22 protein-coding genes are annotated in these 24,465 nt (G+C 71.4%); 7 read left to right on the forward strand and 15 right to left on the reverse strand.

Features of this window, described 5'->3' with window-relative positions:
- Both HGG74_RS06085 and HGG74_RS06090 read right to left on the reverse strand, forming a co-directional pair.
- The coding region (locus HGG74_RS06085; protein ID WP_246262698.1) for a cbb3-type cytochrome c oxidase subunit I at positions 1 to 1,135 on the reverse strand (1,135 nt) is incomplete at its 3' end.
- A gap of 306 nt (positions 1,136 to 1,441) precedes the next feature.
- On the reverse strand, positions 1,442 to 2,083 hold the full coding sequence (locus HGG74_RS06090; protein ID WP_168485472.1) for a GntR family transcriptional regulator: 642 nt from the start codon (positions 2,081 to 2,083) through the stop codon (positions 1,442 to 1,444).
- Positions 2,084 to 2,367: 284 nt separating this feature from the next.
- Here HGG74_RS06090 and HGG74_RS06095 point away from each other — a divergent pair, with 284 nt between their 5' ends.
- From HGG74_RS06095 to HGG74_RS06115, 5 genes are all read left to right on the forward strand, one after another.
- Positions 2,368 to 2,847, forward strand: a complete 480-nt coding sequence (locus tag HGG74_RS06095) for a hypothetical protein (RefSeq protein WP_168485473.1) — start codon at positions 2,368 to 2,370, stop codon at positions 2,845 to 2,847.
- Positions 2,844 to 3,095 (forward strand): hypothetical protein, encoded by a 252-nt coding sequence (locus HGG74_RS06100; RefSeq protein WP_168485474.1) that lies wholly within the window; start codon positions 2,844 to 2,846, stop codon positions 3,093 to 3,095. The genes HGG74_RS06095 and HGG74_RS06100 overlap by 4 nt, the downstream gene beginning before the upstream one ends.
- A 22-nt stretch (positions 3,096 to 3,117) precedes the next feature.
- The gene (locus HGG74_RS06105; RefSeq protein WP_168485475.1) at positions 3,118 to 4,992 is read left to right on the forward strand and encodes a glycogen debranching N-terminal domain-containing protein; all 1,875 of its coding nucleotides are present in this window, start codon (positions 3,118 to 3,120) and stop codon (positions 4,990 to 4,992) included.
- A gap of 69 nt (positions 4,993 to 5,061) precedes the next feature.
- Entirely contained in the window at positions 5,062 to 7,242 is a 2,181-nt protein-coding gene (locus tag HGG74_RS06110) for an amylo-alpha-1,6-glucosidase (RefSeq protein WP_168485476.1), read from the forward strand.
- Between the two features lies 1 nt (position 7,243).
- Positions 7,244 to 8,344, forward strand: a complete 1,101-nt coding sequence (locus HGG74_RS06115) for a glycosyltransferase family 4 protein (protein ID WP_168485477.1) — start codon at positions 7,244 to 7,246, stop codon at positions 8,342 to 8,344.
- Positions 8,345 to 8,365: 21 nt separating this feature from the next.
- Here HGG74_RS06115 and HGG74_RS06120 read toward each other — a convergent pair whose 3' ends face one another.
- From HGG74_RS06120 to HGG74_RS06145, 6 genes are all read right to left on the reverse strand, one after another.
- Positions 8,366 to 9,520: a baeRF2 domain-containing protein gene (locus tag HGG74_RS06120; protein WP_168485478.1), complete on the reverse strand. Its 1,155-nt coding sequence runs from the start codon at positions 9,518 to 9,520 to the stop codon at positions 8,366 to 8,368.
- Positions 9,521 to 9,691: 171 nt separating this feature from the next.
- On the reverse strand, positions 9,692 to 9,925 hold the full coding sequence (locus tag HGG74_RS06125) for a hypothetical protein (protein ID WP_168485479.1): 234 nt from the start codon (positions 9,923 to 9,925) through the stop codon (positions 9,692 to 9,694).
- Positions 9,926 to 10,053: 128 nt separating this feature from the next.
- Positions 10,054 to 11,244: a TerC family protein gene (locus HGG74_RS06130; RefSeq protein WP_168485480.1), complete on the reverse strand. Its 1,191-nt coding sequence runs from the start codon at positions 11,242 to 11,244 to the stop codon at positions 10,054 to 10,056.
- A gap of 175 nt (positions 11,245 to 11,419) precedes the next feature.
- Positions 11,420 to 12,280, reverse strand: coding sequence for a glycosyltransferase family 2 protein (locus HGG74_RS06135; RefSeq protein WP_168485481.1), 861 nt, complete (start codon positions 12,278 to 12,280; stop codon positions 11,420 to 11,422).
- Positions 12,277 to 13,818 (reverse strand): D-glycero-beta-D-manno-heptose 1-phosphate adenylyltransferase, encoded by a 1,542-nt coding sequence (gene rfaE2 / locus HGG74_RS06140; RefSeq protein ID WP_168485482.1) that lies wholly within the window; start codon positions 13,816 to 13,818, stop codon positions 12,277 to 12,279. The genes HGG74_RS06135 and rfaE2 (HGG74_RS06140) overlap by 4 nt, the downstream gene beginning before the upstream one ends.
- A gap of 2 nt (positions 13,819 to 13,820) precedes the next feature.
- Positions 13,821 to 15,218 (reverse strand): aldehyde dehydrogenase family protein, encoded by a 1,398-nt coding sequence (locus HGG74_RS06145; protein WP_168485483.1) that lies wholly within the window; start codon positions 15,216 to 15,218, stop codon positions 13,821 to 13,823.
- Between the two features lie 320 nt (positions 15,219 to 15,538).
- Here HGG74_RS06145 and HGG74_RS06150 point away from each other — a divergent pair, with 320 nt between their 5' ends.
- On the forward strand, positions 15,539 to 16,702 hold the full coding sequence (locus tag HGG74_RS06150) for a glycosyltransferase family 9 protein (RefSeq protein ID WP_168485484.1): 1,164 nt from the start codon (positions 15,539 to 15,541) through the stop codon (positions 16,700 to 16,702).
- Here HGG74_RS06150 and HGG74_RS06155 read toward each other — a convergent pair.
- The 7 genes from HGG74_RS06155 to HGG74_RS21410 are packed head-to-tail and all read right to left on the reverse strand — an operon-like array spanning position 16,668 to position 23,368.
- Positions 16,668 to 17,369 carry an SDR family oxidoreductase gene (locus tag HGG74_RS06155; RefSeq protein ID WP_168485485.1) on the reverse strand — a complete coding sequence of 234 codons (702 nt, stop codon included), beginning with the start codon at positions 17,367 to 17,369 and terminating at the stop codon, positions 16,668 to 16,670. The genes HGG74_RS06150 and HGG74_RS06155 overlap by 35 nt on opposite strands.
- A 43-nt stretch (positions 17,370 to 17,412) precedes the next feature.
- Positions 17,413 to 18,777, reverse strand: coding sequence for a D-glycero-beta-D-manno-heptose 1-phosphate adenylyltransferase (rfaE2, locus tag HGG74_RS06160; RefSeq protein WP_168485644.1), 1,365 nt, complete (start codon positions 18,775 to 18,777; stop codon positions 17,413 to 17,415).
- A gap of 20 nt (positions 18,778 to 18,797) precedes the next feature.
- Positions 18,798 to 19,478, reverse strand: coding sequence for a D-sedoheptulose-7-phosphate isomerase (locus tag HGG74_RS06165; protein ID WP_168485486.1), 681 nt, complete (start codon positions 19,476 to 19,478; stop codon positions 18,798 to 18,800).
- On the reverse strand, positions 19,475 to 20,731 hold the full coding sequence (locus HGG74_RS06170) for a glycosyltransferase (protein WP_168485487.1): 1,257 nt from the start codon (positions 20,729 to 20,731) through the stop codon (positions 19,475 to 19,477). The genes HGG74_RS06165 and HGG74_RS06170 overlap by 4 nt, the downstream gene beginning before the upstream one ends.
- Positions 20,728 to 21,732, reverse strand: coding sequence for a glycosyltransferase (locus HGG74_RS06175; RefSeq protein WP_168485488.1), 1,005 nt, complete (start codon positions 21,730 to 21,732; stop codon positions 20,728 to 20,730). Before HGG74_RS06175 ends, HGG74_RS06170 begins: the two co-directional genes overlap by 4 nt.
- Positions 21,729 to 22,832, reverse strand: a complete 1,104-nt coding sequence (locus tag HGG74_RS06180; protein WP_168485489.1) for a glycosyltransferase family 9 protein — start codon at positions 22,830 to 22,832, stop codon at positions 21,729 to 21,731. Before HGG74_RS06180 ends, HGG74_RS06175 begins: the two co-directional genes overlap by 4 nt.
- Positions 22,829 to 23,368, reverse strand: coding sequence for a D-glycero-alpha-D-manno-heptose-1,7-bisphosphate 7-phosphatase (locus HGG74_RS21410; RefSeq protein WP_168485490.1), 540 nt, complete (start codon positions 23,366 to 23,368; stop codon positions 22,829 to 22,831). The genes HGG74_RS06180 and HGG74_RS21410 overlap by 4 nt, the downstream gene beginning before the upstream one ends.
- Before the next feature lie 135 nt (positions 23,369 to 23,503).
- On the opposite strand from HGG74_RS21410, the gene HGG74_RS06190 reads away from it, so the two are divergent.
- The gene (locus tag HGG74_RS06190) at positions 23,504 to 24,460 is read left to right on the forward strand and encodes a glycosyltransferase family 9 protein (RefSeq protein WP_312856764.1); all 957 of its coding nucleotides are present in this window, start codon (positions 23,504 to 23,506) and stop codon (positions 24,458 to 24,460) included.
- The last annotated feature ends 5 nt before the right edge of the window (positions 24,461 to 24,465 follow it).

Below are 24,465 nucleotides of genomic sequence, written 5' to 3' on the forward strand. Positions count from 1 at the left end.
CCAGGATGATGCCGGTCAGGCCGCCGAAGAGGAAGGTGGCCAAAAAGCCCAGGCTCCAGAGCATCGGGGTTTCGAAGGTGACCGACCCGCGCCACATGGTGCCGATCCAGTTGAAGAACTTCACCCCCGTCGGCACCGCGATCAGCATGGTCATGAAGGCGAAGAAGGGCAGCAGCACCGAGCCGGTGACGTACATGTGGTGCGCCCAGACCGTGACCGAGTAGGCGGCAATCGCGATGGTCGCGAAGACCAGGCCCTTGTAGCCGAAGATCGGCTTGCGGCTGAAGACCGGGAAGATCTCGGTGACGATGCCGAAGAACGGCAGCGCGATGATGTAGACCTCGGGGTGGCCGAAGAACCAGAACAGGTGCTGCCACAGGATGGCCCCGCCGTTGGTCGGATCGAAGATGTGCGCGCCGAAGCGGCGGTCGGCCAGCAGCCCGAACAGTGCGGCGGCGAGCACCGGGAAGGCCATCAGGACCAGCAGCGAGGTGACCATGGTGTTCCAGGTGAAGATCGGCATGCGCCACATGGTCATGCCCGGGGCGCGCATGGTGATGATCGTGGTGATGAAGTTCACCGAGCCCAGGATGGTGCCGAAACCGGTCAGGGCCAGGCCTGCCACCCAGAGGTCCCCGCCCACCCCGGGCGAGAACGTGGTGGCCGACAGGGGAGGATAAGCCGTCCAGCCGAAATCCGCCGAACCCTGCGGGGTGATGAATCCGGCCATCACGATCACCGAGCCGAAGAGGAAGAACCAGTAGGCCAGGGCGTTCAGGCGCGGGAAGGCCACGTCGGGGGCGCCGATCTGCAGCGGCATGATGACGTTGGCGAAGCCGGCGAACAGCGGGGTCGCGAACATCAGCAGCATCACGGTGCCGTGCATCGTGAACATCTGGTTGTACTGTTCCTTGGTCTGCAGGATCTGCATGCCCGGCTCGTACAGCTCGGCGCGGATGACCAGGGCCATCACCCCGCCGAGGCAGAACATCACGAAGGAGGTGATGATGTACAGGTATCCGATGGTCTTGTGGTCCGTAGTGGTGATCCAGTTGACGATGATGCGTCCCTTGGACCGGGGAACCACCCGCGGAACAACCCGAGTTGCCGGTTCCGCGGTGTATTCAACTGCCATGGTCGCTCCCCTGCAATGCCGCAATGAAAAGTTACCGGGGCCTGCTGCTAGACCACACCAGGACATTCCGGCCGGTTGCAGCCGTGCTGCCCAACAAGGTGAAGGGAACGTCCTGTTCCGCCACCGTACGCCACATCCGCCCTCCCCGGAAGGGCGGTGGCAGGAAAGCAAGGGGGCGGCACCCGCGCCCGGAGGAAAGGGGTAGCCGAGGTGACACGTTCCTGGGCCGGCCCACCGGTGGGCTGCTGCCCGTTCATGCGGTTTTCTCCTGCCCGTCCTGCCTGCCGGCACCGGCTTCGCGGTTGCCTACCTCTCGTCGCGGAGATGGGCGGTCATCACCCAGAAGAGCCGGTTCAGCCGCTGGACTGCGGCGTCGGCATCACCGGCGGCCAGGAAGCCGACCGTCTCCTCCCAGCCTGTTGTCCACGTCCCGTACAGCTCCGGGTACGGGTGCAGGTGCAGCCGTGCCATGGCCCGGTGCACCACGTGTTCGGACAAGGAACGCAGCTCATCATGGCCGGCAGCGAGCACCAGCGTATCCAGCAGGTCCAGGCCCGCCTCCCGCGAACCGGGCAGGTCACCGGCATCAAGCATGCTGCGCTGCCGCTCCACTGCCTGGCCGAGGGCACGGATCTGGTCTGCGGTCAGCCGCGCCGCAGCCCGCTCCAGGACCGCGGTCATCACGATGCCCAGCACCTCCAGCAGCTCCACGGCGTTGCGGTCGCTCACCACCGTGACCCGCCGCCGTTTGTTCGGCAGGGCCTCGATCAGCCCCTCGCTGATCAGCTGGACGATTGCTTCGCGGACCGGGGTGATGCTCAGGTTCAGGTCCCTGGCCAGCTCGGCGTCCTTGACCGGGGTGCCGGGCGCCAGCGCCCCGGAGAGGATTTCATCCCTCAGGTACTGGCCCACCGTATCGCGGCGCGTCCGGGAAGCTTCCTTGTCCACGGCACCTCCTGCCGTCCGGGGCGGCACGTCCAGCCGCAGGCCATGCGTGCCGTCACGAACCTGAAATATTCGCCACTGCGCTGGAAAGAATGCATTTCGAATCCTAGTCTGGGGAGACCTGCGTCACAACGGCGTGCCGCAGGACTCCCCCACACTGGTTCCCCTGCCGGCCGGAGACCGGCCGCTCCCGCCCATAGCGCGGACGCAGGCTTGGGGGTTTACTGGAGGTAGCTTTATCCGATGAGGTAGCTCCATCCGAGTAGGGGAAGCAGGCGATAGCTGTCATGGATACAGCCCAGCTGATCTGGATCATCGTTGCGATAGTCGTAGTCCTGGCCATCATCGCCGTCGTCGCTGTCCTCGCCCGCAAGCGCAGCACCGCGCGGGCCGAGCAGCAGCGGGAAGCGGACCGCAGGAAGGCGGGCGAACTGCGCGCCGCCGCGCAGACGGCGGACCTGGAAGCGCGGCAGCGCGAAGCCGAGGCACTGCGGGCCAAGGCCGACGCCGAGCAGGCCGAGGTCGAAGCGCAGCGGCTGCGCCACGAAGCCGAGGGACGGGCAGCGCACGCCCAAAACACCCGCGAACAGGCGCAGGAACAGTTCCGGCAGGCTGCGGACCTGGACCCGGACGGCTCCGGGGACAAGGCCGGGCGGCAGGAGCATGACCGGACGGACGCCGGCAGGGGCAACGCACCGGAGCACGGCGTGATTTCCGGAACCGACCAGGGAGCCGGCCGGCATCCGGACCAGGGCCGGACGCCATGAACGGTGCCGGCGGGGCGGCTGCCATGCAGGACGACTACACGGCCAGCGCGGAGTCCAACAGCAAGGATCCGCATGACTGGGGCCGGGCGATGGCCGCGGCCATGTCCGCCCTGGCCGCCCAAAGCAGTACGGAGGGCAGCAGCCATACGGACCTCTTCGGCAGGGACATGCGCCTGATGGTCACCGAAACCGCCGAAGGCGTGCGGATCACGCTGTCCTGGACGCCCGCCGGCCTTTCCCCCGCCTGACGTGGAACCCGCCGGGAGCCTGATGCCTGCAGACCACGAGCCCTACCTGCACCACCTGGCCGCGGTAGTCGCCGCACCGCTGCAGACCTGGTCGGAACCGCAGGGCCAGATCCGCGGCCACGGCGCGCAGGGCGTCTACTTCGGCGAGGAGCGGGTGCTGGCCCGCTGCCTGCTGCGCGTGAACGGGACCGAGCCGGAGTGGGTCTCTACCCAGGTCCGTGCGGCCGGGGCTGCCGAGTACATCCATGCCATCCGGATGCCCGGCCAGGACGCCGACCCGGTGGTCTGGGTGATCCGCACCCGCACGGCGGCGCCGGGACGGCTGACCGAATCGCTGAGCTTCGAATCCGGCCTGTCCCGCCCGGTGCGGCTGGCTGTCCAGCTGGAACTGGTGGCCGATTCCTCCTCGGTGGAACAGGTCAGGCACGGCATCGCCTTCTCGGCCGGCGGCGTCGCGCCCGAGGGCAGCAGCTGGCACTGGCGGGACCCGTCCACTACTGCCTCGCTCACCGCCGCCGGGGCCGGCATCGAAGCCGACGGCAGCCTGGTCCTGCTCAACTGGACCGTCGAACTTCCCCCGCAGGACACCGTCGAACTTGGCTGGTCGCTGGACCTGGCGGACGACAACGCGCCGCTGCAGGCCGCCGCGGGCAGGCCCCTGCTGACGCCGGCAGTGGCAGGGGAACCGCGGCTGCAGCGCCTGATGAGCACGGCGATCAGCGACCTGAACAGCCTGCGCATGGCGGACATCCTGGCTCCTGAGGACGCCTTCGTGGCTGCCGGTGCACCCTGGTACCTGACGTTGTACGGCCGGGATTCGCTGATCGCCGCCAGGATGCTGCTGCCGGTGAACCAGGACCTGGCGGCCGGCACGCTGCGGGCTCTGGCCGCCCGCCAAGGCAGCAGCCACGACCTGGAAACCGTCCAGGAACCGGGCAAGATCGTGCACGAGGTCCGGCGGCAATTCACCCAGCTGCCCCCGGTGTACTACGACTACTACGGCAGCATGGACGCCACGGCGCTGTGGGTGTGCCTGCTGCACGACACCTGGCGGGCGGGGCTGCCGGATGCCGAGGTGGCCGACCTGCTGCCGCATCTGGAGGCGGCGCTGGCCTGGCTGCGCGACTACGGCGACCCGGACGGCGACGGCTTCCTGGAACACCTGGACGACACCGGCAACGGGGCGGCCCACCACGGCTGGAAGGAATCGCCCGATGCCATCCGCTGGCACGACGGCACCCCGGCCAAGGGTCCGCTCGTGCTGCCGGAAATCCAGGCCTATGCCCACGAGGCGGCGCTCTGCGGCGCGGCGCTGCTGGAGCATTTCAGGGACCCGGACGCCGCGCGGCAGTGGCTGACCTATGCGGCCGAACTGAAGGACCGCTTCCACGAACAGTTCTGGTGCTCCGACGACTTCGGGCCCTACCCCGCCCTGGCCCTGGACGCGAACAAGCAGCCCGTGGATGGCATCGGTTCCAATATGGGCCATCTGCTGGGCACCGGCCTGCTGGATGAGGACGAGACAGCCGCGGTGGTGGGCCGGCTGATGCATCCGGCCCTGTTCTCCGGCTACGGCATCAGGACCCTGTCCACCACCAATGCCGCCTACTGGCCCGGACGGACCTATGCCGGCGCCGTCTGGACCCATGACAGTGCCTGGACGGTGATGGGCATGCTCCGGTCCGGTTTCGCCGACGAGGCGGCCCTGCTGGCGTCCGGACTGCTCAATGCCGCCGAAGGCTTCACCTGGCGGCTGCCGGCGATGTTTTCCGGGCACTCCACCCAGGAAGTCTGGCCCCCCGTTCCGCACCCTGCAGCCACCCGGCCACAGGCCTGGGCCGCAGCTTCCGCGGTGCCGATCGCACTTGCCCTGGGCGGCTTCAACGCCTTGGGCTGACCAGGGCGGGCCGTCCGGGTGGACGGACCGCCCGCTGCCCCAACCCTCCAAGCACAGCAGGAGCATGGAATGAGCGGATGGAACGCCGATACTGCCGCCGGACCCTCGGGTGCAGGCGCCGTCACGGTCGTGGAAGGTTCGTCTTTCTGCATTTCGTCACCCGGCGGCGACATCCACCCGGAGCTGACGCAGGGCGCCTTCTACCACGACACCCGGATCCTCTCCGGCTGGCAGCTGGCCGTGGACGGCCAACCCCTGGAGCCGCTGACCGCCCAGGTCATGGAGCCCTACCGGGCGGTGTTCGTGGGGCGGGCCCGGCGGCCGGACGGACACGCCGACAGCCCGCTGGTCGTCGAACGCGAACGCCTGGTCGGCGCCGGCCTGCGCGAAGACCTGACCATCCGCAACTATTCGCGCAGTTCCGCCGAATGCAGCATCCAGCTGCGGGTGGAGGCCGACTTCGCCGACCTCTTCGACGTCAAGGGCGGCGTGCCGATCCCCCGCACATCCCTGGGCCGCCGGGTGCAGGGCGACGAGCTCGTGCTGGAGACCGAGCGCCACGGCAGCCACCGGGGCATCGCCGTCCACGGACGCGGCGCGCAGGTGGCCACTGACGGGCTCTCCTTCCGGGCCGTCATCCCGCCGCGCGGCACCTGGCACACCAGCCTCATCGTGACTCCGCTGGTGGAACGCGACCGACCGGCGGAGCCCTTTGTGCACACCCTGGATCCTTCGAAGCTGAACGCCGCCCGGCGTTACCAGGCCTGGGAGCGGTACGTTCCCGAACTGCACCTGTCGAACACGGAGATCGAGCAGACGCTCAGGCGCAGCAGCGAGGACCTCGGCTCCCTGCGGATGTTCGACCAGGACCATCCGGGCCGCGTGGTCGTGGCGGCCGGCGCCCCTTGGTTCATGGCGCTCTTCGGGCGGGATTCGCTCATCGCCTCCTGGATGTCGCTGTCCATCGACCCGTCCCTGGCCCGGGGGACGCTGCAGACGCTCGCCGAGCTGCAGGGCCGGCAGGTCAACCCCGATACCGAGGAGGAGCCCGGCCGGATTCTCCACGAGGTGCGCCTGGGCGTAACCGCCGGGCTGGCACTGGGCAACGGGACCGCCTACTACGGCACCGCCGATGCCACCCCCCTGTTCGTCATCCTGCTGGCCGAGCTGGACCGCTGGGGACTGGAGCGCCAAGTGCGGGACCAACTGCTGTCGCATGCAGACCGCGCGCTGGACTGGATCCGCGACTACGGGGACCGGGACGGCGACGGCTTCGTGGAATACCAGCGGGCCACCGCGCACGGGCTGATCAACCAGGGCTGGAAGGACTCCTGGGACGGCATCAACTTCGCCGACGGCACGCTGGCACAAGCCCCGATAGCCCTCTGCGAGGTACAGGCGTACGTCTACGGCGCGTACATCGGCCGCGCCATGCTGGCCATCACCGACGGCGACCGGGCCCTGGCCGCCGAGTGGGGCCGCCGTGCCGCCGCCCTGAAGGAACGGTTCAACGAGCAGTTCTGGCTGCCGGACAAGGGCTACTATGCCATTGCCCTGGACAAGGACAAGCGGCCGGTGGACGCCTGCGCGTCCAATATGGGCCACTGCCTCTGGACCGGCATCGTGGACGAGGACAAGGCGCCGCTGGTCGCCGAGCGCCTGATGTCCCCGGAAATGTTCACCGGCTGGGGCATCCGGACCCTGGCCTCGGACATGGGAGCCTACAACCCGGTCAGCTACCACAACGGCTCGGTCTGGCCGCACGACAGCACACTGGTGGCCGCCGGCCTGATGCGCTACGGCTTCGTGGAGAAGTCCCTGCGCCTGGTGACCGGGCTGTTCGAGGCGGCCGGGCACTTCGACGGGCGGCTGCCCGAGCTTTTCTGCGGCTTCGACAAGTCAGAGTACAGCCCGCCGGTCCCCTACCCCACCTCGTGCTCGCCGCAGGCCTGGGCCGCCGCCTCGCCGCTGCACCTGCTGCGCATCATGCTGCGCATGGACCCCTGCTTCCCCACCGGGGAACTGTGGCTCTCACCGGTCATCCCGCCCGGTTTCGGCTCGTTCGAAGCCAGCAATGTGCTGCTGGGCAGCTCCCGGCTTGCCCTGAGCGCGGATGGGAACGAATTCAATATTGAGGGCCTCGACCCGGCGCTGGTCCTGCACCGGTCCATGCGGCCCCAGCTCACGGAGCTGCTCGCGGCGCTGGGTGCGGAGCCCGAAGCCCGGAAGATACCGGCGGAGGGGCGCTGAGATGCGGATCGGCCTGATTGCCCCACCCTGGATCCCGGTGCCGCCCCCGGCCTACGGCGGAACGGAATTGGTCGTGGATGCCCTGGCGCGCGGCCTGGCGGCGGCCGGGCATGAAGTGCTGCTGGCGGCGCCCTCCGACAGCACCTGCCCGGTGCCGCTGGTGCCGGACCTGCAGCCGGCCGATTCCCGGACCCTCGGATTCACCGATGCGGAGCTGGCCCATGTGGTCCGCGCCTATGCCGCCATGGCGGACATGGACCTGGTCCACGACCACACACTGGCCGGGCCGCTCTACCGCCACCGGCCGGTGCTGCCGGTGGTGGCCACCAACCACGGTCCCTTCAATGCCGCGAACACAGCCATCTACGCCGCGGCCAGCCGCGACGTAGCGGTCGTGGCCATCTCCCGGCACCAGGCGAGCACGGCAACCGGCGTGCGTGTGGCCCGGGTGATCCACCACGGCATGGAGCTGGGCAACGTTCCGGTGGGCGACGGCGGGGGTTATGCATGCTTCCTGGGGCGGGTAAACCCGGACAAAGGAATAGCACAGGCAATTTCCATTGCCCGCACCGCAGGCATGCCGCTGAAAATCGCCGCCAAGATGCGCGAGCCGGCCGAGATCGACTACTACGACAGCGTGATCAGGCCGCAGCTGGGATCCGACGTGGAGTTCCTGGGCGAGATCACGCCCCAGGAAAAGTACGCGCTGCTCGGCGGCGCGGCCGCCATGCTCAACCCCATCCAGTGGGATGAGCCGTTCGGCCTGGTCATGATCGAAGCGCTGGCTACCGGGACCCCGGTGGTCGGGACCCCGCGCGGGGCCGCCCCGGAAATCATCGTGCACGGCCGCACCGGGTTCCTGACCGCGGACCTGGACCAGCTGGCGGGGTTCCTGCAGCAGGCCCCGGACTTGGACCGTGCCCAGTGCCGGGCCCATGTGGAGCGGCACTTCAGCGCCCGGCGGATGGTGGAAGACCACCTGCAGCTGTATGCCGATGTGCTCGCCGGCGGAACCGGGTTGCCGGCGGTCCCGGAGGCTGCCGCGGCCGGGCTGCCGGGGACGGTACGGCCGGAGCCGGGACGGGATCCCGGCTCCGGCTGACGGGGCAGGCAGTGAACGCGCCTAGCCGCGGGGGACGTCCGGGCCGATGGGCCAGCGCAGCAGCGCCGCCACTGCCTTGCCGCCGGGCAGCGCCCCTTCCGGCACCAGCACCACGCGTGCATCAGTCAGGACGGCGGCCCGCACCAGTGCGGCCGGTGCATCGAGCTTGCCGAGCACAAGGCCGTTGCCGTCCTCGCCGGCGGTGGCGATCCATGGTTCCTGCGTGAGCGCCAGGACCTTGTGGTCTGCCAGCGCCTGCTGCTGCAGGATCAGGGTGTCTACCTGCGCCTGCTGCAGGGCGCGGACCACCTCGCCCAAGCCGGAGGCAGCTTCGGCGTGGGGCTGTCCCTGCTGCTCGGACAGGCGCTCGAGGATGGCCTGCTGCTGCCTGGCCCAGACCCCGGCGACGTGCCTGGAGATCTCGGTCCTGAGCGACTCCCGGTCCGCTCCGCCGGTACGGGTGTGGGAATCGATGGTGACCTCGATCGCCCGGCTGGCCTCCGAAAGCTGGTCCGTCACCAGTTCCCGGGCGCGGATGTCCCCGGCGATGATGAGCAGCTGGGCCCTGGACGTGCGCACCACCCGGTCGATCTCGGCGGCTATCTCATCCGCGTTCCGCCGCCAGATCTCCTCGGTGTGATGCTGGAACCTGCCTTGGGACCAGCCGCCCGTCGGCACTTTTTTCAGGTTCTCGGTCTCGCCCTCCACCGCACGCTCTTCGACCACCCCGTCCTGCCGGGCGTACTGCAGCCGGATCTCGCCGCCGTCGCGTCCTACCTCGGCCACCACGTAGGGAAAGTCATCCCCGCGCTGCTGCAGCAGCGGCAGCAGGTTGGGGATCAGTCCCACTTCGACGACGGGCGGCCCGACCATGGGCCCGGGCAGCACCTCGTTCAGCTCCACCGTCCCGTCCCGCACGAGCACGAACCGGGCCACCGGCGATGGCAGCCCGGTGGCCGGCGACAGGGCCTCCTCCACCGCCCGCAGGTCCGCTTCCGAGGCCCCCTGCTTGTCCAGGGAGTCCCGCACCTTCGCCGGCAGGACGTCCCCGGCCCGCAGGGTGTCGACGGTACCGGTGCTGGCATCAACGTAGACGGTGGCCCAAGGACCTTCCTTCCTGAACAGCTCGGCATACAGCTTCTCAGGGGAATGGGCGGTATTGACCTGTTCGGCCATGGTGTTTTCCTTCCCTGCCGGGAACAGCCAGTGCAGCATGCGGCTCCCTGGCCGCCCGGCGAAGGGCAGCCGGACCATTCACAGCTCGGCCGCGCCGGTGGATCGGCTTGATCCCGGCATCACAGAGTGGAACCTGACGGGGTCCGGGCCGCAGCGCTGCGGCCCGGTGGTCTAGCGGCTTTCCGGCGAGCCCTCCGGCCCGGAGCCGGTGCCGGTTGCGTCCGGGCCTGCTTCCATGCGCATCGCGTCGCGGACTTCCTGGCTGTCCGTTTCATCCGGGAGCGGCTCGGTGTCACGCCATTCCTCGGCGTGGGGAGGCTGGTTGCCTTGAATCAGCCCTTGGTCTTCGTGCTTCATCTGGTCATCCACGTGGGGTCCGTGCTTGTCGCTGCCCCGCTCTGCCATCGCGATCTCCTCCCGCGTTCAGCGCCGCGAATTGTGTCGATCCGTCCCTTCACCGTAGCACCGGAGCACGGGGGCTTGAAGGGCCGGAGCATAAATCGATCAGCCTGCTTAGCACATCCATCCCGGGCTCAGCGGGACAGGTACTCCGCGTGCTGGCGGTGGGCCTCGGCGACCTGCTCGCGGATCTTGTCCACATCCTTGGCCCTGTCCCGGTACTTCCGGTCCATCTGGCGGATCTGCGCCTCTTCGGCCACCAGCAGGTTGAAGACCCGCTCGCGCTCGGCGGGATCGGCAGTGTAGGACAGGTCCAGGTAGGCCGTGGCGTGCCGGCGTGCATTGTTGATGGCCGTCTGGGCCTTGCCGGCCTTGCTCAGCAGCGAGGCGAAAACCGTCACCACGAGCACACCAACGATGACCGCCAGGGACACCGCTGTGCTGATCTCGACAACCGGCACGGGCTCGCCGCCGTTGATGAACGGCAGGTTGTTCTCATGCAGGGCGTGCAGGATCAGCTTCACGCCGATGAAGGCCAGGATCACGGCCAGGCCGTAGGAAAGGTAGATCAGCCGGTCCAGCAGGCCGTCGATCAGGAAGTAGAGCTGGCGCAGGCCCATCAGCGAGAAGGCGGTGGCCGTAAAGACGATGAACACGTTCTGGGTCAGGCCGAAGATCGCGGGGATGGAATCCAAGGCGAACATGATGTCGGTGCCGCCGATGGCCACCATGACCAGCAGCATCGGGGTCATCATCCGCTTGCCGTCCACCTCGGTGAACAGCTTGTCCCCGTCATAGTGGTCCGTGGTGTGGAAGAAGCGCCTGGCCAGGCGGATGATGACGTTGTTGGCTTCCGCGTCGGCATCCTCGGGCTCGGGCTTGAGCAGGTTGCCGGCGGTGACCAGCAGGATCAGGCCGAAGGCGTAGAAGACCCAGGCGAAGGAGTTGATCAGCGCGGCGCCGAGCAGGATGAACCCGCTGCGGGCGATGAGGGAGAAGACGATACCGAACAACAGCACCTTCTGCTGGTCCTCGCGGGGAACCCGGAAGCTGGCCATGATGACCAGGAACACAAAGAGGTTGTCCACGGACAGGGCCTTCTCCGTGATGTAGCCGGCGAAGTACTCCGAGCCCATGTCGGTGCCGCCGAAGATCCAGACCAGCACGCCGAAGACGACGGCGAGCCCGACATAGACCGATGACCAGACCGCAGCCTCTTTCAGCTTCGGCACGTGGGCCTTGCGGATGTGGAAGAAATAGTCGAATGCCAGCAGCGCAAGGATGACGGTGATCGTCACGCCCCAGACCAGGGGTGAAACAGGCATCTGTTCCTCTTTCGTAAGGTAGCGGACAGTTCCGCAAGTCTCTCCGCCGGCAGACCGGCCGCTGCACCCGGCAGGACGTCATCGCCCCGCGTGCTGACGGGCACACCGCTGCGGGATACTCCCTTACGCACTGCCTATGGTATCCGGTGCCCGGCGGCTGCCGGAATCCGAAGGGTCAGGAATCCAGCACGACGTCGGCAGCCTCGACCCTGCGGTCCGGCACGGTGGTCGGGGATTCCAGGTGCACCGCGCCGGAGGGGATCATCCCTGCCCCGCCGTACTTTTCCATCACCTGCCACTCGGCGGCCATGTCCTCGCCGGCGTGCCCGGGCGGCAGCCGGTGCCAGAAGCCGAAGCCGCCGCAGTCCAGCAGCGCCTGCCGGTCATACAGCACGCAGCCGCCCACCCAGGCCACCTTGTACAGCCGCCAGCCGCCCGGCGGGATCTGCAGGTCCCGGGCCAGGTGCGCCAAATTCGCAGCATTGTGCAGCGTCCAGCGGCCAAAGCCCGGCGAATCCCGGCGCACCCGTTCGGGCAGCACCGGCCCGTCCCACAATTCGAAGGGCCGCTGTTCGTCCGGACGCTCGTCCGGCAGGTAGGACAAGCCCTGAACCGCCGCCCCGATGAAACCGCAGCGGGCCTGCCGGATGGCCGAGACCATCCGGTGCAGCATGTCCGGCTCCAGCCACACGTCGCTGTCCAGGTACAGCACCAGCGGCGCCGACGCGAGGGACAGCAGATAGTGGCGCTGCTCGGCCATGCCGCGGCGGGGCAGGTGGTGTTCCAGCTGCACCGGGCGGCCCTGGCAGCGCAGCACGCGCACCATGGCCGCCACCGCCGGATCTTCCCAGACCGGTTCCGGCTCGGTCTGGTCGCTGAGCACCACCCGGAACCCCGGAGCGTCCTGGGCGGCCAGGCCCGCCAGTGCCACCGCCAGCTCCGCAGGCCGGCCGTAGCACGGGATGAGCACGTCCACCTCGGCCGGTTCCGGTTCCGGCAGCGGCCGCGCCCAATCGCCCGACCAGCGCCTGCTCATTTTGGCTCCGCCCCCTCGACCGCGGACTGGGTGTCAGCCGGGCTGGTACCGCGGATGCGCCTGACCACCGCGCTGGTGGAGTGCTCGGCCACATAGTCCAGGATGCTCACCGTCCCCCCGTAAGCCTGGACGGCAGGAGTCTCCGCCAGCATCTGCGGCGAGTAGTCCCCGCCCTTGGCATAGACGTCCGGGCGCAGCGCATTGATCAGCGGAATGGGGGTGTCCGTGTCGAAGACGGTGACATAGTCGACGCAGCTCAAGGCCGCGATGACCGCCGCCCGGTCGGCAATCGGGTTGATCGGCCGGTCCGGCCCCTTCAGCCGGCGCACCGATTCGTCCCCGTTCAGCGCCACCACCAGCACATCGCCCAGCTGCTTGGCCTGGTTCAGGTAGCGAGTGTGTCCGCGGTGCAGCACATCGAAGCAGCCGTTGGTCAGCACCACCCGGCGGCCGGCTGCCCGCTCGTCGGCTATCCGGCGCGCCAGCTCGTGCGCCGGCAGCACCGTGTCGGCAAAGCCGCGCAGGTGGTCCGCCAGGTCCGCCGCGGAGCAGACCGAGGTGCCGGCACGGTGCACGACGACGTCGGCGGCGGCCTGGGCCAGGTCCAGGCAGGTGGTCAGCGGCAGTCCGGTGGCCCGGGCCAGCGTCAGGGCGGCCACGAAGGTATCCCCCGCCCCGGAGGCCTGCTTTTCCGCCGCCGCCCGCGCCCAGGTCCGGTGGGTGCCGCCGTCGCGGCGGGACAGCAGCACGGTGCCGTCCTTGTCCAAGGTGACGACGGCGTCGCGGGCACCGGTGGCGTGCAGCAGCTCCGCGCGGCGGGCGGCCACGGCCTCCGCCCGGTCCATGCCGTGGTCGAACTTGAGCCCGAGCAGCTGGGCCGCCTCCTGGGCATTGGGCGTGACCAGGTCCGGTTGCAGGCCGGCCCAGGGCCGGGCATCGTGCGCGTCGACGACGACCAGCGGCCTGGTCCCGGCCGCGGCGTACTGCTCCAGGCACTGCCGGAGGGCCTCCCGCACCTCGCCGGCGAGCGCGCCGGAACCGTAGTCGCAGACCACCACCGCGTCGGCACCGCTGACCAGCCCCGGCACCAGGTCGGCCAGCGCCTGCAGCGCCGGGGCAGGCAGCCGGCCCGGCTGTTCGTCCAGCCGCAGCAGGATTTGGTCGCCCCCGATGATCCGGTACTTGGTGGTGGTCACGGTATCCCGGCGTCCAAGCACAGCTGAGGCATCCACCCCGCCTTGGCCGAGCAGGGCGCGCAGCCGCCGCCCGGCGTCGTCGTCGCCGGCCAGCCCGGCCAGCCGCACCCGGGCCCCCAGGGCAGCCAGGTTCATGGCCGTGTTCGCCGCCCCGCCCGGGGCGTAGTCCCGGCTGGTCAGCTCCACCACCGGGGCCGGGGCCTCCCGGCAGAACCGCTCGATCAGCCCCGTCCACCAGCCGTCGAGCATCACGTCGCCGACCACGGTGATCCGCGGTGCGAGGGCGGCGAGCCTGCCCGGCAGCCACTCCGAGAGTCCGCGGACAGCATCCAGCGCGGCCATGGCTACCGCTCCTCCGGCAGCGGGGAAAGATGGACCACCTTGACCAGGGTAAATTCGTCCAGCAGCTCCGGCCCGTACCCGAAGCCGCGGCCGCTGTCCCGGCGCGGCTGCGCCGAGCCACCGGGGGCGCCGCCGAAAACGGCATTGATCTTGACCGTGCCCACCGGCAGCGCGGCAGCAGCCCGCTGGGCATGGGCGATGCTGCCGGTGAGCACCGTCGCGGCCAGCCCGTAACGGCCGGCCGCAGCCAGGTCCAGTCCCTCGGCGAAGCTGTCCACCACGCTGACCGGCGCCACCGGGCCGAAGGTCTCCTCGGTCATGATCTCCATCTGCTCGGTGCAGTCCAGCAGCACGGTGGCCGGATACCAGGCCCCCGGCCCGTCCGGCACGCTGCCGCCTTCGGCCGCCACGGCTCCCTGCTCCAGCGCGCCGGCGACCTGGGCCTGGACCGCGGCACGCATCCGGGTGTCCACCAGCGGCCCGAGCAGCCCTTCCCGGTTCCACCGGCGGGCCTCGGCGGCCAGGGCCTCGCAGAACGGGCCGGCAACCGCCCGGTGCACGTAGATGCGCTCGACGGCGGTGCAGATCTGCCCGCTGTTGCTGAAGGCCCCGATGGCTGCCTGGCCCGCCGCCCAGACCGGATCCACGCCCTCGTCCACCAGCAGCGGATCGTTGCCGCCGTTCTCCCGGATCACGTGCGCGCCGGTGTCCATTGCCGCCCGGGCAATGGCGCTGCCGGTGGCACTGGAGCCCACATGCGCCACCACATCGACCTCGGCCGCGGCCAACTGCCTGCCGACCTCAGGCCCGCCGGAGAGGGTGGCGAACACCCCGGAAGGGAAGACCGGTTCCAGTACCTCGCCCAACAGCAGGCCCACGTGCGGACAGCGCTCGCTGGGTTTGTGCAGGACCGTATTGCCGGTCACCAGCGCAGCCCCGAGCAGCCCCGCCGCCACCGCCACCGGATCATTCCACGGGGTCAGCAGCACGGCCACGCCGCGGGGCTGGCGCAGTGTGTAGTCCGAGGCCAGGGCTGCACCGCGCAGGCTGACCCCGCGGTGCAGCGGCCCGAGTTCGGCGTACTGCTCCAAGGTGGCCACGGCCGCTTCGACCCCGGCCAGCGCCTGGTCCTGCGGCCGGCCGGTTTCCCGGCTGTTGAGCACCGCCAGTTCACGTGCGGACCGGGCCAGCCGGGCCGCCGCCCCGCGCAGCAGCCGGCCGCGTTCGGCCGGGTTCGTGGCGGCCCAGGCGGGCTGGGCAGCGCGGGCGGCGGCGACGGCCTGGGCGACCTGCCCGCTGGTGGCCGGCGGGACGGACCCGACAACGGTCCCGTCCCGCGGGTCGTGCACGGTGACGGCCGAATCCACGCCGTCGGTCTGAAGATCGGTAAGCGGGTTCATCTGGCTCCTGCGGAAAGGGACCCGTCCAACCTGCCGCACTGCGGCACGGGTCCGGTGGTCATCGGGCTGGTCCGGTCCCGCCGTCCGCTGGCGGCGGCGGGTGGCTTCACCAGTCCCATACCCCGTTCCCGCCAGGCTTAGACAGCCCGCGGAAAGATCCTGCCGCGCGTTGCGGACGGCTGCAGGGTTGCCGCGGCGGGCCGGTGCCCTAGAGTAAGGAGGCGAAAGACCCGCCGAAGAGAGCGGCCAAGGGTCCCGTGCGCGGAGCGTGCGGGCCAGGCCGCGAACGGGCGGAACCGGCACGGCAGAGGGAGACCTGGATGGAGCAGCGGTACCAGACGGAGTTCGGCGGCGCCGCAGTCATGGATACCGCCGTAGGCCCGGTGCTGGAGCCCTTCGCGGACGTGAAGCGGATCGCCGTGCTGCGCGGGGGCGGCCTGGGCGACCTGATGTTCGCCGTGCCGGCCATGGAGGCCCTGGCGGCCGCCTATCCGGAGGCATCCATCACGCTGCTGGGCACCCCGGCGCACGCGGCGCTGCTGGAGGGGTTCCCCGGCCCCGTGGACCGGGTCCAGGTGCTGCCCTTCGCCCACGGCGTCCGGCCCGGGCCCGAGGACCCGCCGGCCCAGGCCGCCTTCTTCGAACGGATGCGCGGCGAACGCTTCGACCTGGCCGTCCAGCTGCACGGGGGCGGGCGCTTTTCCAACCCGTTCCTGCTGGCCCTGGACGCCACGCACACCGTGGGCACCCGCACCCCGGACGCGCAACCGCTGGAGCGCTCCCTCCCCTACATCTACTACCAGAACGAGGTCCTGCGCGCCCTGGAAGTGGTGGGCCTGGCCGGCGCCCGCCCGGTAACCCTGCAGCCGCGGCTGGCAGTCACCCCGGAGGAAACCGAGCGCATCCGGCCGCTGCTGCAGCCGGAGCGCACGTCCCTGGTGGTCATCCATCCCGGCGCCAGCGACCCGCGCCGCCGCTGGCCGGCGCCGTCGTTCGCGGAAGTGGCCGCGAAAGCGGCGCAGGAGGGCAGCCAGGTCCTGGTCGTCGGCGATGCCGGCGAGGCGGACCTGGCCGGCAGTGTGGTCGCCCAGGCTCGGGCCATTGCCGACGACGGCGGCCGGATCGGTTCCGTGGCCGGCCAGCTGGATTTGCGCGGGCTGCTGGCCGTGCTGCAGTCGGCCAATGTCATGGTGGCCAATGACAGCGGGCCCCGGCACCTGGCCCAGGCCGTGGGGACCCCCACGGTGGGCATCTACTGGGTGGGGAACATGATCATGGCCGGCGCCCCCGGGCGCACCTTCCACCGGATCCACCTGGGCTGGGTCACGCACTGCCCGGTGTGCGGCGTAGACGTCACCCAGGTCGGCTGGAATGCCGAACGCTGCGACCACGATTTCCCGTTGACCGCGGCGGTCTCCCCCGGGGACGTCTACGCCGACGTGCAGGAGCTTACGGCCACGAGCCTTCTTCTTCGTGGCAGATAAGCAGCTCGCGCACCTCGCAGCCGGCCGGCTGTGAGAGGGCGAACAGGACCGCCTGCGCCACCCGGACCGGATCGTTGAGCCGCGAGTCGTCCTGCGGCCGGTACTGCTCCGTGCGGTCATCGAAGAAGTGCGTGTTCATCCCGCCCGGGATCAGGGTGGTCACCCCGATCTGCCCGGCGGTTTCGGCCGCCAGCGCCCGGCTGAAGCCCAGGACCCCGAACTTGGAGGCACAGTAGGCGGTCGCGTCGGAGACCGCGCGCAGCGCCAGCGTCGAGGCCACCGTCACCACCCGGCCGTGCGAGGTCTTAAGGTAGGGCAGCGCCGCGCGCACCACGGAGACGGTGCCGAGCAGGTTCACGCCGATCACGCGCTCGAATTCCTCCGCCGGCACGTCCTCCAGCCGGCCGCAGCGGTCGATGCCGGCGGCCGTGACGACCGCGTCCAGCCCGTCCAGCATTTCCGCTGCCTGGTCCACGGCCGCGGAAACCGCCGGCCGGTCCGCCACGTCCACTTCCAGGCACTTCATGCCGGTGACGCGGCTGACGTCGCGGTCGAGCACCACCGGGGTTCCGCCGGCCGCGGCGACCGCCGCGGCGACGGCGGCGCCCAGGCCGGAGCCGCCGCCGGTGATGAGGACACGTCCGGGATTGACTGCTGCTGTGTTCATTCCTTGCCTTTCGGTTCGATTCACGGTGTGCGGGGCATGGGCCCTAGCCGACCCTGGCCAGTGCCTCGGCCAGGCGGGTGGTCGAGCGGGCCGGATGGTACGGGACGGTCATGATCTGTCCGCCCCACGAGCGCACCAGCGCGGCCTCGGGCAGCTGCTCCACGGTGTAGTCCCCGCCCTTGACCCAGATGTCCGGGCGGAGCCGGTCCAGGGCCGCCTCCGGGGTGTCCTCGTCGAAGATGAGCACCCCGTCCACGCATTGGAGCGAGTTGAGCAGTTCGGCCCGGTCCTGCTGGGACATGATCGGCCGGTGCTCGCCCTTGAGCCGGCGGACGGAGGCATCCGAGTTCAGGCAGACGATCAGGCAGTCGCCCAGGCTGCGGGCTGCCGAGAGCGTCCGGGCGTGCCCGGCGTGCAGCAGGTCGAAGCATCCGCCGGTGGCCACCACCGTGCCGCCGGCCTCCCGGATGCGCAGGGCGGCGGCGAGCGCATCCAGGCCGCCGCTGCGCAGCCGGCGCGGAGGCGGAGCCGCGCGCAGCGAGGCAACCCCGCCGGCGGCCAGGAAATCGGCGGCGTCGCGGGCGGCCGCCTCGGCCGCTTCCTCCACCAGGACGCCGCGCCCGAGCCCGACGGCCAGGGACGCGGCGAACCTGTCACCGGCACCGCAGGGGTCCCCGGACTCGGTCCGGGGCGCCGGCACCAGCTGCGGCAGGCCCGCCTCTGCCAGCACCAGCGCGCCGTGGCTGCCCATGGTGACCACCAGTGCGCGGCTGCGCCAGCGGGCGCGCAGTTCGCTCGCTGCTGCGGCCGCCGCCCGGGCTCCGCTGCCGCCGCCGGTCCCGGCGGACTGCAGGGCTTCGGCGAGGTTCGGCGTCACGGCCGCCACGCCCGGCACCGGCACGGCCCCGGCCGGGTGCGGGTCCCAGACCACCGGCACCTGCCCGGCGCACGCTTCCAGCACCTCGCGCAGCCGGGCGTTCGCCGCCAGCCCGCGGCCGTAGTCGGCCACGATGACCACATCCGCGCTGCGCACCGCCTCGAGCATCTCCGCGGTCGCCTCGGGAACCGGTGCCTCCGCGCAGCCTTCGTCGAAGCGGACCACCGCCTGGCCGTGGGCCCGGATCCGGGTCTTGACCGGAGTCGGGGCCCCGGACGGGCCGGCCACCACCTCGATGCCGTCCAGCACGGAGCGCAGCCGGCCGGCGGCGTCGTCGTCGGACAGGACGGTGACCAGGCGCACCCGGTGGCCGTCCAGGGACAGCAGGGTGGCCACCAGCCCGGCCCCGCCGGCACGCAGGTCCTCAGTCTCCACGTCCACCACCGGCACCGGGGCATCCGGGCTCAGCCGCCGGGCGCCGCCGCGCAGGTCCCGGTCCAGCAGCACGTCGCCGACCACCGCGATTTTCAACGGCCGGGTCTTCGCCGCGCTCATGACAGCCTCCCGCTGCCGCGCCGCGGCCGGCGGAGCCCGACTTCGGCGTCGAACGCACGGCACAAGGCGTGCAGGGCGATCAGGTGGCATTCCTGCACATTGGCCGAGGGGGCCTCGACCGCCACGTAATCGTCGCAGACCTCGGTGAGCGGATTCGGGGCCGGCCCGGTCAGCGCCCAGCTGGTCACGCCGATCCTGCGCGCGGCTTCGGCGGCGTGCAGCAGGTTCGGGCTCCGGCCGCTGGTGGAGAGCAGCACCAGCACATCGCCGGCGCGGCCGTGGCCGAGCACCTGGCGGGCAAAGAGCTGGTCGTAGCCGTAGTCGTTGGCAATGGCGGTGACCGCCGAGGTTTCCGCGTGCAGCGAGATCGCGGAGAAGGGTTCCCGCTCGCCGTCGAAACGGCCGACGAGCTCGGCGGTCAGGTGCTGTGCCTCGGCCGCGGACCCGCCGTTGCCGGCCGCGAGCAGGCGCTGGCCGGCCAGCAGCCGGGCGGCCAGTTCGGCACCCCAGCCGGCCAGGCGCGCGGCCTCGCGCCGGAGCGTCTCCACGGCCGGGTGGACTTCGTCGAGGTGGCCCAGCACCGCCGCCAGCGGCACCGTGGACTCTGCGGGTTCCGCCAACGGCTCCGCGGCCAGCGGCTCTGCGGCCATCGCTGCGGTGACTGCATCGGTGCTCATAGTGCCTGTCCTTCCACCGGGTCGAGTGCCGCATCCACGGCGGCGCGGGCCAGCTGGTAGGCCTTCTCCGTTTCGGCCGCCACCCGTTCCCAGGAGTAGCGGGCGCAGACGCGCCGGCGGCCGGCCCGGCCCAGTTGCCGGGCCAGCTCGGGACGGGCCAGCAGTTCGGCCAGGGCGCCGGCCAGGGCCGCCGGATCCTGCGGGGGAACGTGCAGGCCGGTCTTGCCGTGGACCACGGTGTCGATCAGTCCGCCGACCGCGGCCGCCACCACGGGAACCCCGCAGGCCATGGCCTCCAGCGGCACGATGCCGAACGGTTCGTACCAGGGGGCGCACACCACCGCGTCCACGCCGCGCAGCAAGGCCGGCATCTGTGCCTGGGGCACCTGTCCGCGCAGCACCACCTGGTCCGCCACGCCCAGTTCGGCCGCCAGCGCCGTCAGGCGGCGGGCCTCCGGGTCCACGGCCAGCCCGTCCGGGCCGGAGGAGCCGCCGACCACCAGCAGCTCGACGTCGTCCAGGCCGCCGTCCTTGAGCTCGCGCAGGGCCCGGATGGCCAGGTCCACACCCTTGCGCGGCACCAGGCGCCCGACGGTGGCGATCCGGTGCCGCCGCGTCCGCCGTTCGGCCGGCCCCTCCGGGGTGAACAGCTCCAGGTTCACCCCGCACGGGGCCACGGAGATCTTGGTACCCGGCACGCCGAGCGCCTTCAGTTCGAAGACCTCGTCCGAGCAGGTGGCGATGATCCGGTCCGCCGTCCGGCCGACCGCCGGTTCCAGCCAGGACCGTTCGGCCGGCGAGGTGTCCTGCGCGCCCTGGTGCCGGCGCTTGACCGAGCCCAGCGCATGGAAGGTCTGCACCACCGGCACGGGGTAGCCGGAGCCGGTGCCGGCCCGGGCCGCCTCCAGCGATGCGAGGCCGGACATCCAGAAGTGCCCGTGCACCAGGTCCGGCGGCTCCTGGCCCCAGTCCGCCGCCACGCCGCGGGCCAGCTGGGCCATGTAGGGCAGCAGGCTGTCCTTGGGGACCTGCGTCGGCGGGCCCGCGTCCACGTGCACCACCTCGAACCGCTCGCCTGCCGCCACCCTCGCCGGCAGGTCGGGACTGTCCCTGCGGGTGTAGACGGTGACCCGGTGGCCGCGCGCGGCCAGCGCCGCGGAAAGGGCCGCAACGTGCACGTTCTGTCCGCCGGCATCCACCCCGCCGAGGGCAGCCAGCGGGCTGGCGTGCTCCGAGATCATCGATATCCTCACTGCGCTCTCCTTTCCGCCGCGGCGTAGAGCCGCCGGGCGCGCTGCGGTGTGTCGGCCAGTACGTTGTCCCAGGCATCGAGGAAGGCGGCCAGGCTGTAACGCTGCAGCGCCGCTTCCCGGGCCGCCCGGCCCCTCGCCCTGGCCTCGTCCGGATCGGCCAGCAGCCGTGCAGCTTCGCGCTGCAGCCTGCCCACGTCCGTGGAGATGGCGCCTGCTTCCGGCGGGACCGCGCGGGAGGCCTCGGTGGCATCGAGCACCACGACCGGCATGCCCAGGTGCATGGCCTCCAGCAGGGACAGTCCCAGCGACGTCCAGCGCAGCAGGTGCAGGTACACCCGGCAGCCGGCCAGCTCGTGGTGCAGCTGCGCGGTCGGCAGGTCGCCGCGCACCTGCAGCCGGTCCGGGCCCAGGCCGGTGGCCTCGCCCAGCTGCCCGCCGCCCATGCCGAAGACTTCCAGCGGTCCGGCTGCGGCGAAGCCGGGCAGCAGGTCGGTGCCGGTGACCCGCCAGCGGCGCACCGGTTCGTTGACCACGACGCCGAGGTGCTCCCGCGCGCCGGTATAGCGGTAGCCTGGGTCGGCGATGCCGTGTTCGACCACCGTGGTCCGCGCGCTGCCGCAGTCCCAGAAGAGGTTGTTGAAGTGCGTCACATGGACAATCGGGATGTCCTGCTGGTCGGCCAGCGGGTGCCGGGTATCGGGGACCGAGCCCTTGGGGGTGTTGTGTTCCAGGTACACCGCCGGCAGGTCCCGGCCGGGACGCCGGCCCAGCAGGCGTTCGCAGGCGTCCAGTTCCTCCGGCCGCTGCAGCAGCACGACGTCGATGTCCTCCTCCCGAAGCCGTCCGGGATCGACCTCGCGCGCGGCGGCCGGCCAGTCGCGCCCGCCGCGCCCCAGCCCCCAGGGGCCGCCGTCGGGCGTGGCCGGCAGCAGATACTCGTGCCGGCCACGGACAAACGCGTCCGTCCAGCCGCCGTGCACATGCCACAGCAGGATCCTCATTGGTACCACCTTTCCGGAGTTGGCTTGGGAGCGCGCCCGAGCTGCCGCCGGGTGCCCAGCGAGGGAACGTCGGCTGCCAGGCGCTCCACCGCCGCCGCCACGTCCTCGGGCTGGACGGCCGCCAGGCACGGATGGCCCGGCACCGGGCAGACGCGGGCGCGGCTGAGCCGGCAGGGCGCGTTCTGGTCACCCAGCAGTTCCAGCGGAACCTTGTACGGAGCCCACCGGATGGCCGGGACCACCGGCGCAAACAGGGACACCACGGGGGTGCCGACGGCGGCGGCCAAGTGGGCCGGACCGGTGTTGCCGGACACCACCACGGAGGCACCGGCCAGCACGCCGGCCAGGCCGTGCAGGTCGGTCCGGCCGCCCAGGTCCAGGCCGGCGGCGCCGGCCACGGTCGCGGTCAGTTCGCGCTCCTGCGGGCCGCCGGTAACCACCACCCGGTGCCCGGCGGCGGTCAGCAGTTCGACGGCGGCGGCATGGTGCAGCGGCGGCCAGGCACGGGCCGGGACGGCGGCGCCGGGATGGACGACGACGTAGGGCCCCTCCCCCACCAGGGCGGACACGTCGGGCACTTCCCGCACCCGCAGCCGGCCGTCGTCGCCGGCCGGCAGGTCATAGCCTGCGGCCCGGGCAATGGCCAGAGCGCGCTCGGCTTCCGGCTGGTCCTCGGGGAAGTCCTCGCCCGGCCGCAGCCGGGTATCCAGCAGGGAACCGGCATAGTCCGTGGAGGCACCACAGATGCGCCGCACCCCGGCCAGCCGCAGCAGCAGAGCCAGCGGCAGCGGGGACTGGTGGAACGAGGTCAGGATGACCGCTTCCTCCACCCCGGCGCCTTCGACCATTTCCCGCAGCCGGGCCAGGTGTTCCTCGCTCACCTCCGGGGCAGGATCCACGATCCAGGGTGCCGCCCAGACCAGCACGCGGTCCACATGCGGCAGCAGCCGGGCCGCAGCAGCGCCCTGCGGGCCGCACAGCATCAGCACCTCGTTGGGGCCGGGCTCTTCCCCGCGGCCGGCGGCGATCGCGCGCACTGCCGGACCGGCCAGCAGCACGTCCCCGGCGCTGTCCAGCCGCGCCACCAGCACCCGCGTCACCGGGCCCGTCCCCACAGCAGCTCGATCGCACCGGCCAGGTCCGCGGCCACCGCCGGCGCCGCCGCGATTTCCTCCGGCCGCGTCACCGGCGTGGGCACCAGCACGGCCGCTGCGCCGGCGGCGCGCGCCGCCTCCATGTCCGCGCCGATGTCCCCGATGAAGGCCACCTGGGCCGGGTCCAGACCCAGCCGCCGGCACGCGCTGAGCAGCATCCCCGGCGCGGGTTTGCGGCAGGCGCAGCCGTCGCCGGGCCCGTGCGGACAGACCTCCCAGACGTCGAAGGGACCGAGCAGCTCCTCCACCCGGGCGTTCACCGCCTGCACCTGGGCCTCGTCCAGCAGCCCGCGGGCAATCCCGGACTGGTTGGTCACCACCCCGCACCGGACGCCTGCACGGCGCAGCGCCTCCAGCACGCCGGCGGCACCGGGCATTGGCCGGACCTGTTCCGGATCCGGGTTGTACGGCACGTCCACAACCAAGGTGCCGTCCCGGTCGAAGAGGACGGCACGCGGCGGAGTCTGCGTCGGGCTTCCCATGCCCGTTCTTTTCCCACGTCAGGACAGGGCTAAACATCCCGGGCCGATTTTCTTTCGGCCCGCCCGGGCCGGACCGCCATCTGGCAGGATGGAAGCCGGCCGGAAACCGCACAGGAACAGAGGAAGGGGAACCGGGTGGAGGTCCACAGGAAAGGACTGCACCGCAAGGGGCAGCCGGAACTGCTCGTCCTGCGCGCACTGAAGCTGGGCGACCTGCTGGTGGCGGTGCCCGCGCTGCGCGCGCTGCGCCGGGCGTACCCGGAACACCGCCTGGTGTATGCCGCCCAGCAGTGGCTGCGGCCGGTGGTGCAGCTGACGGGCTCGGTGGATGAACTGCTGGATACCCACGGGCTGGACGTGGCCATTGACCGGGCCCCCGGCCAGGTGGACGTGGCAGTGAACCTGCACGGCAACGGGCCCGAGAGCCGGGGGCGGCTGGAAGCGCTGCAGGCCAGGACCTACCTGGGGCACCGGGCACCGGGCTGGGACGGCCCGGAGTGGCAGCACGGCATCCACGAACGTGACCGGTGGACCCGGCTGCTGCGCTGGCACGGCGTGGCGGCGGACCCGCTCGACTACCGGCTCGACCGGCCCGCGGTGCCCACCACGATGCCCGGCGCCGTCGTCATCCACCCCGGCGCCGCCTACGGCAGCCGGCACTGGCCGGTCGAGCGTTTCGCCGCCGTGGCCTCGGCCCTCGCCCGCTCCGGCCACCGCGTGGTCTTCACCGGCAGCAGCGGCGAACGGCCGCGCGCGGAGGCCGTGGCCGGACTGGCCGGGCTCGCTGCGGACACGGTGGTGGCCGGGCGGCAGCCGCTGGCCGAATTCGCCGCACTGATCGCGGACGCGGCACTGGTGGTCTCCGCCGATACCGGGGCGGCACATCTGGCCACCGCCTACGGGCGCCCCTCGGTGGTGATCTTCGGGCCGGCGCCGGTGGCCGAATGGGGCCCGCCGCCGGGACCGCACATTGTGCTCACGGACGAAAGCCGCCGGGTCGGGGACACCTTCTCCGCCGTTCCGGATCCGGCGCTGCTGGCCGTCACGGCCGCCGACGTCCTGGCCGCGGCAGCACGCCTGGGCCTGTCCTGAGGTCC

Origin of the sequence: Arthrobacter mobilis, assembly GCF_012395835.1 — a bacterium.
Classification (GTDB): domain Bacteria; phylum Actinomycetota; class Actinomycetes; order Actinomycetales; family Micrococcaceae; genus Crystallibacter; species Crystallibacter mobilis.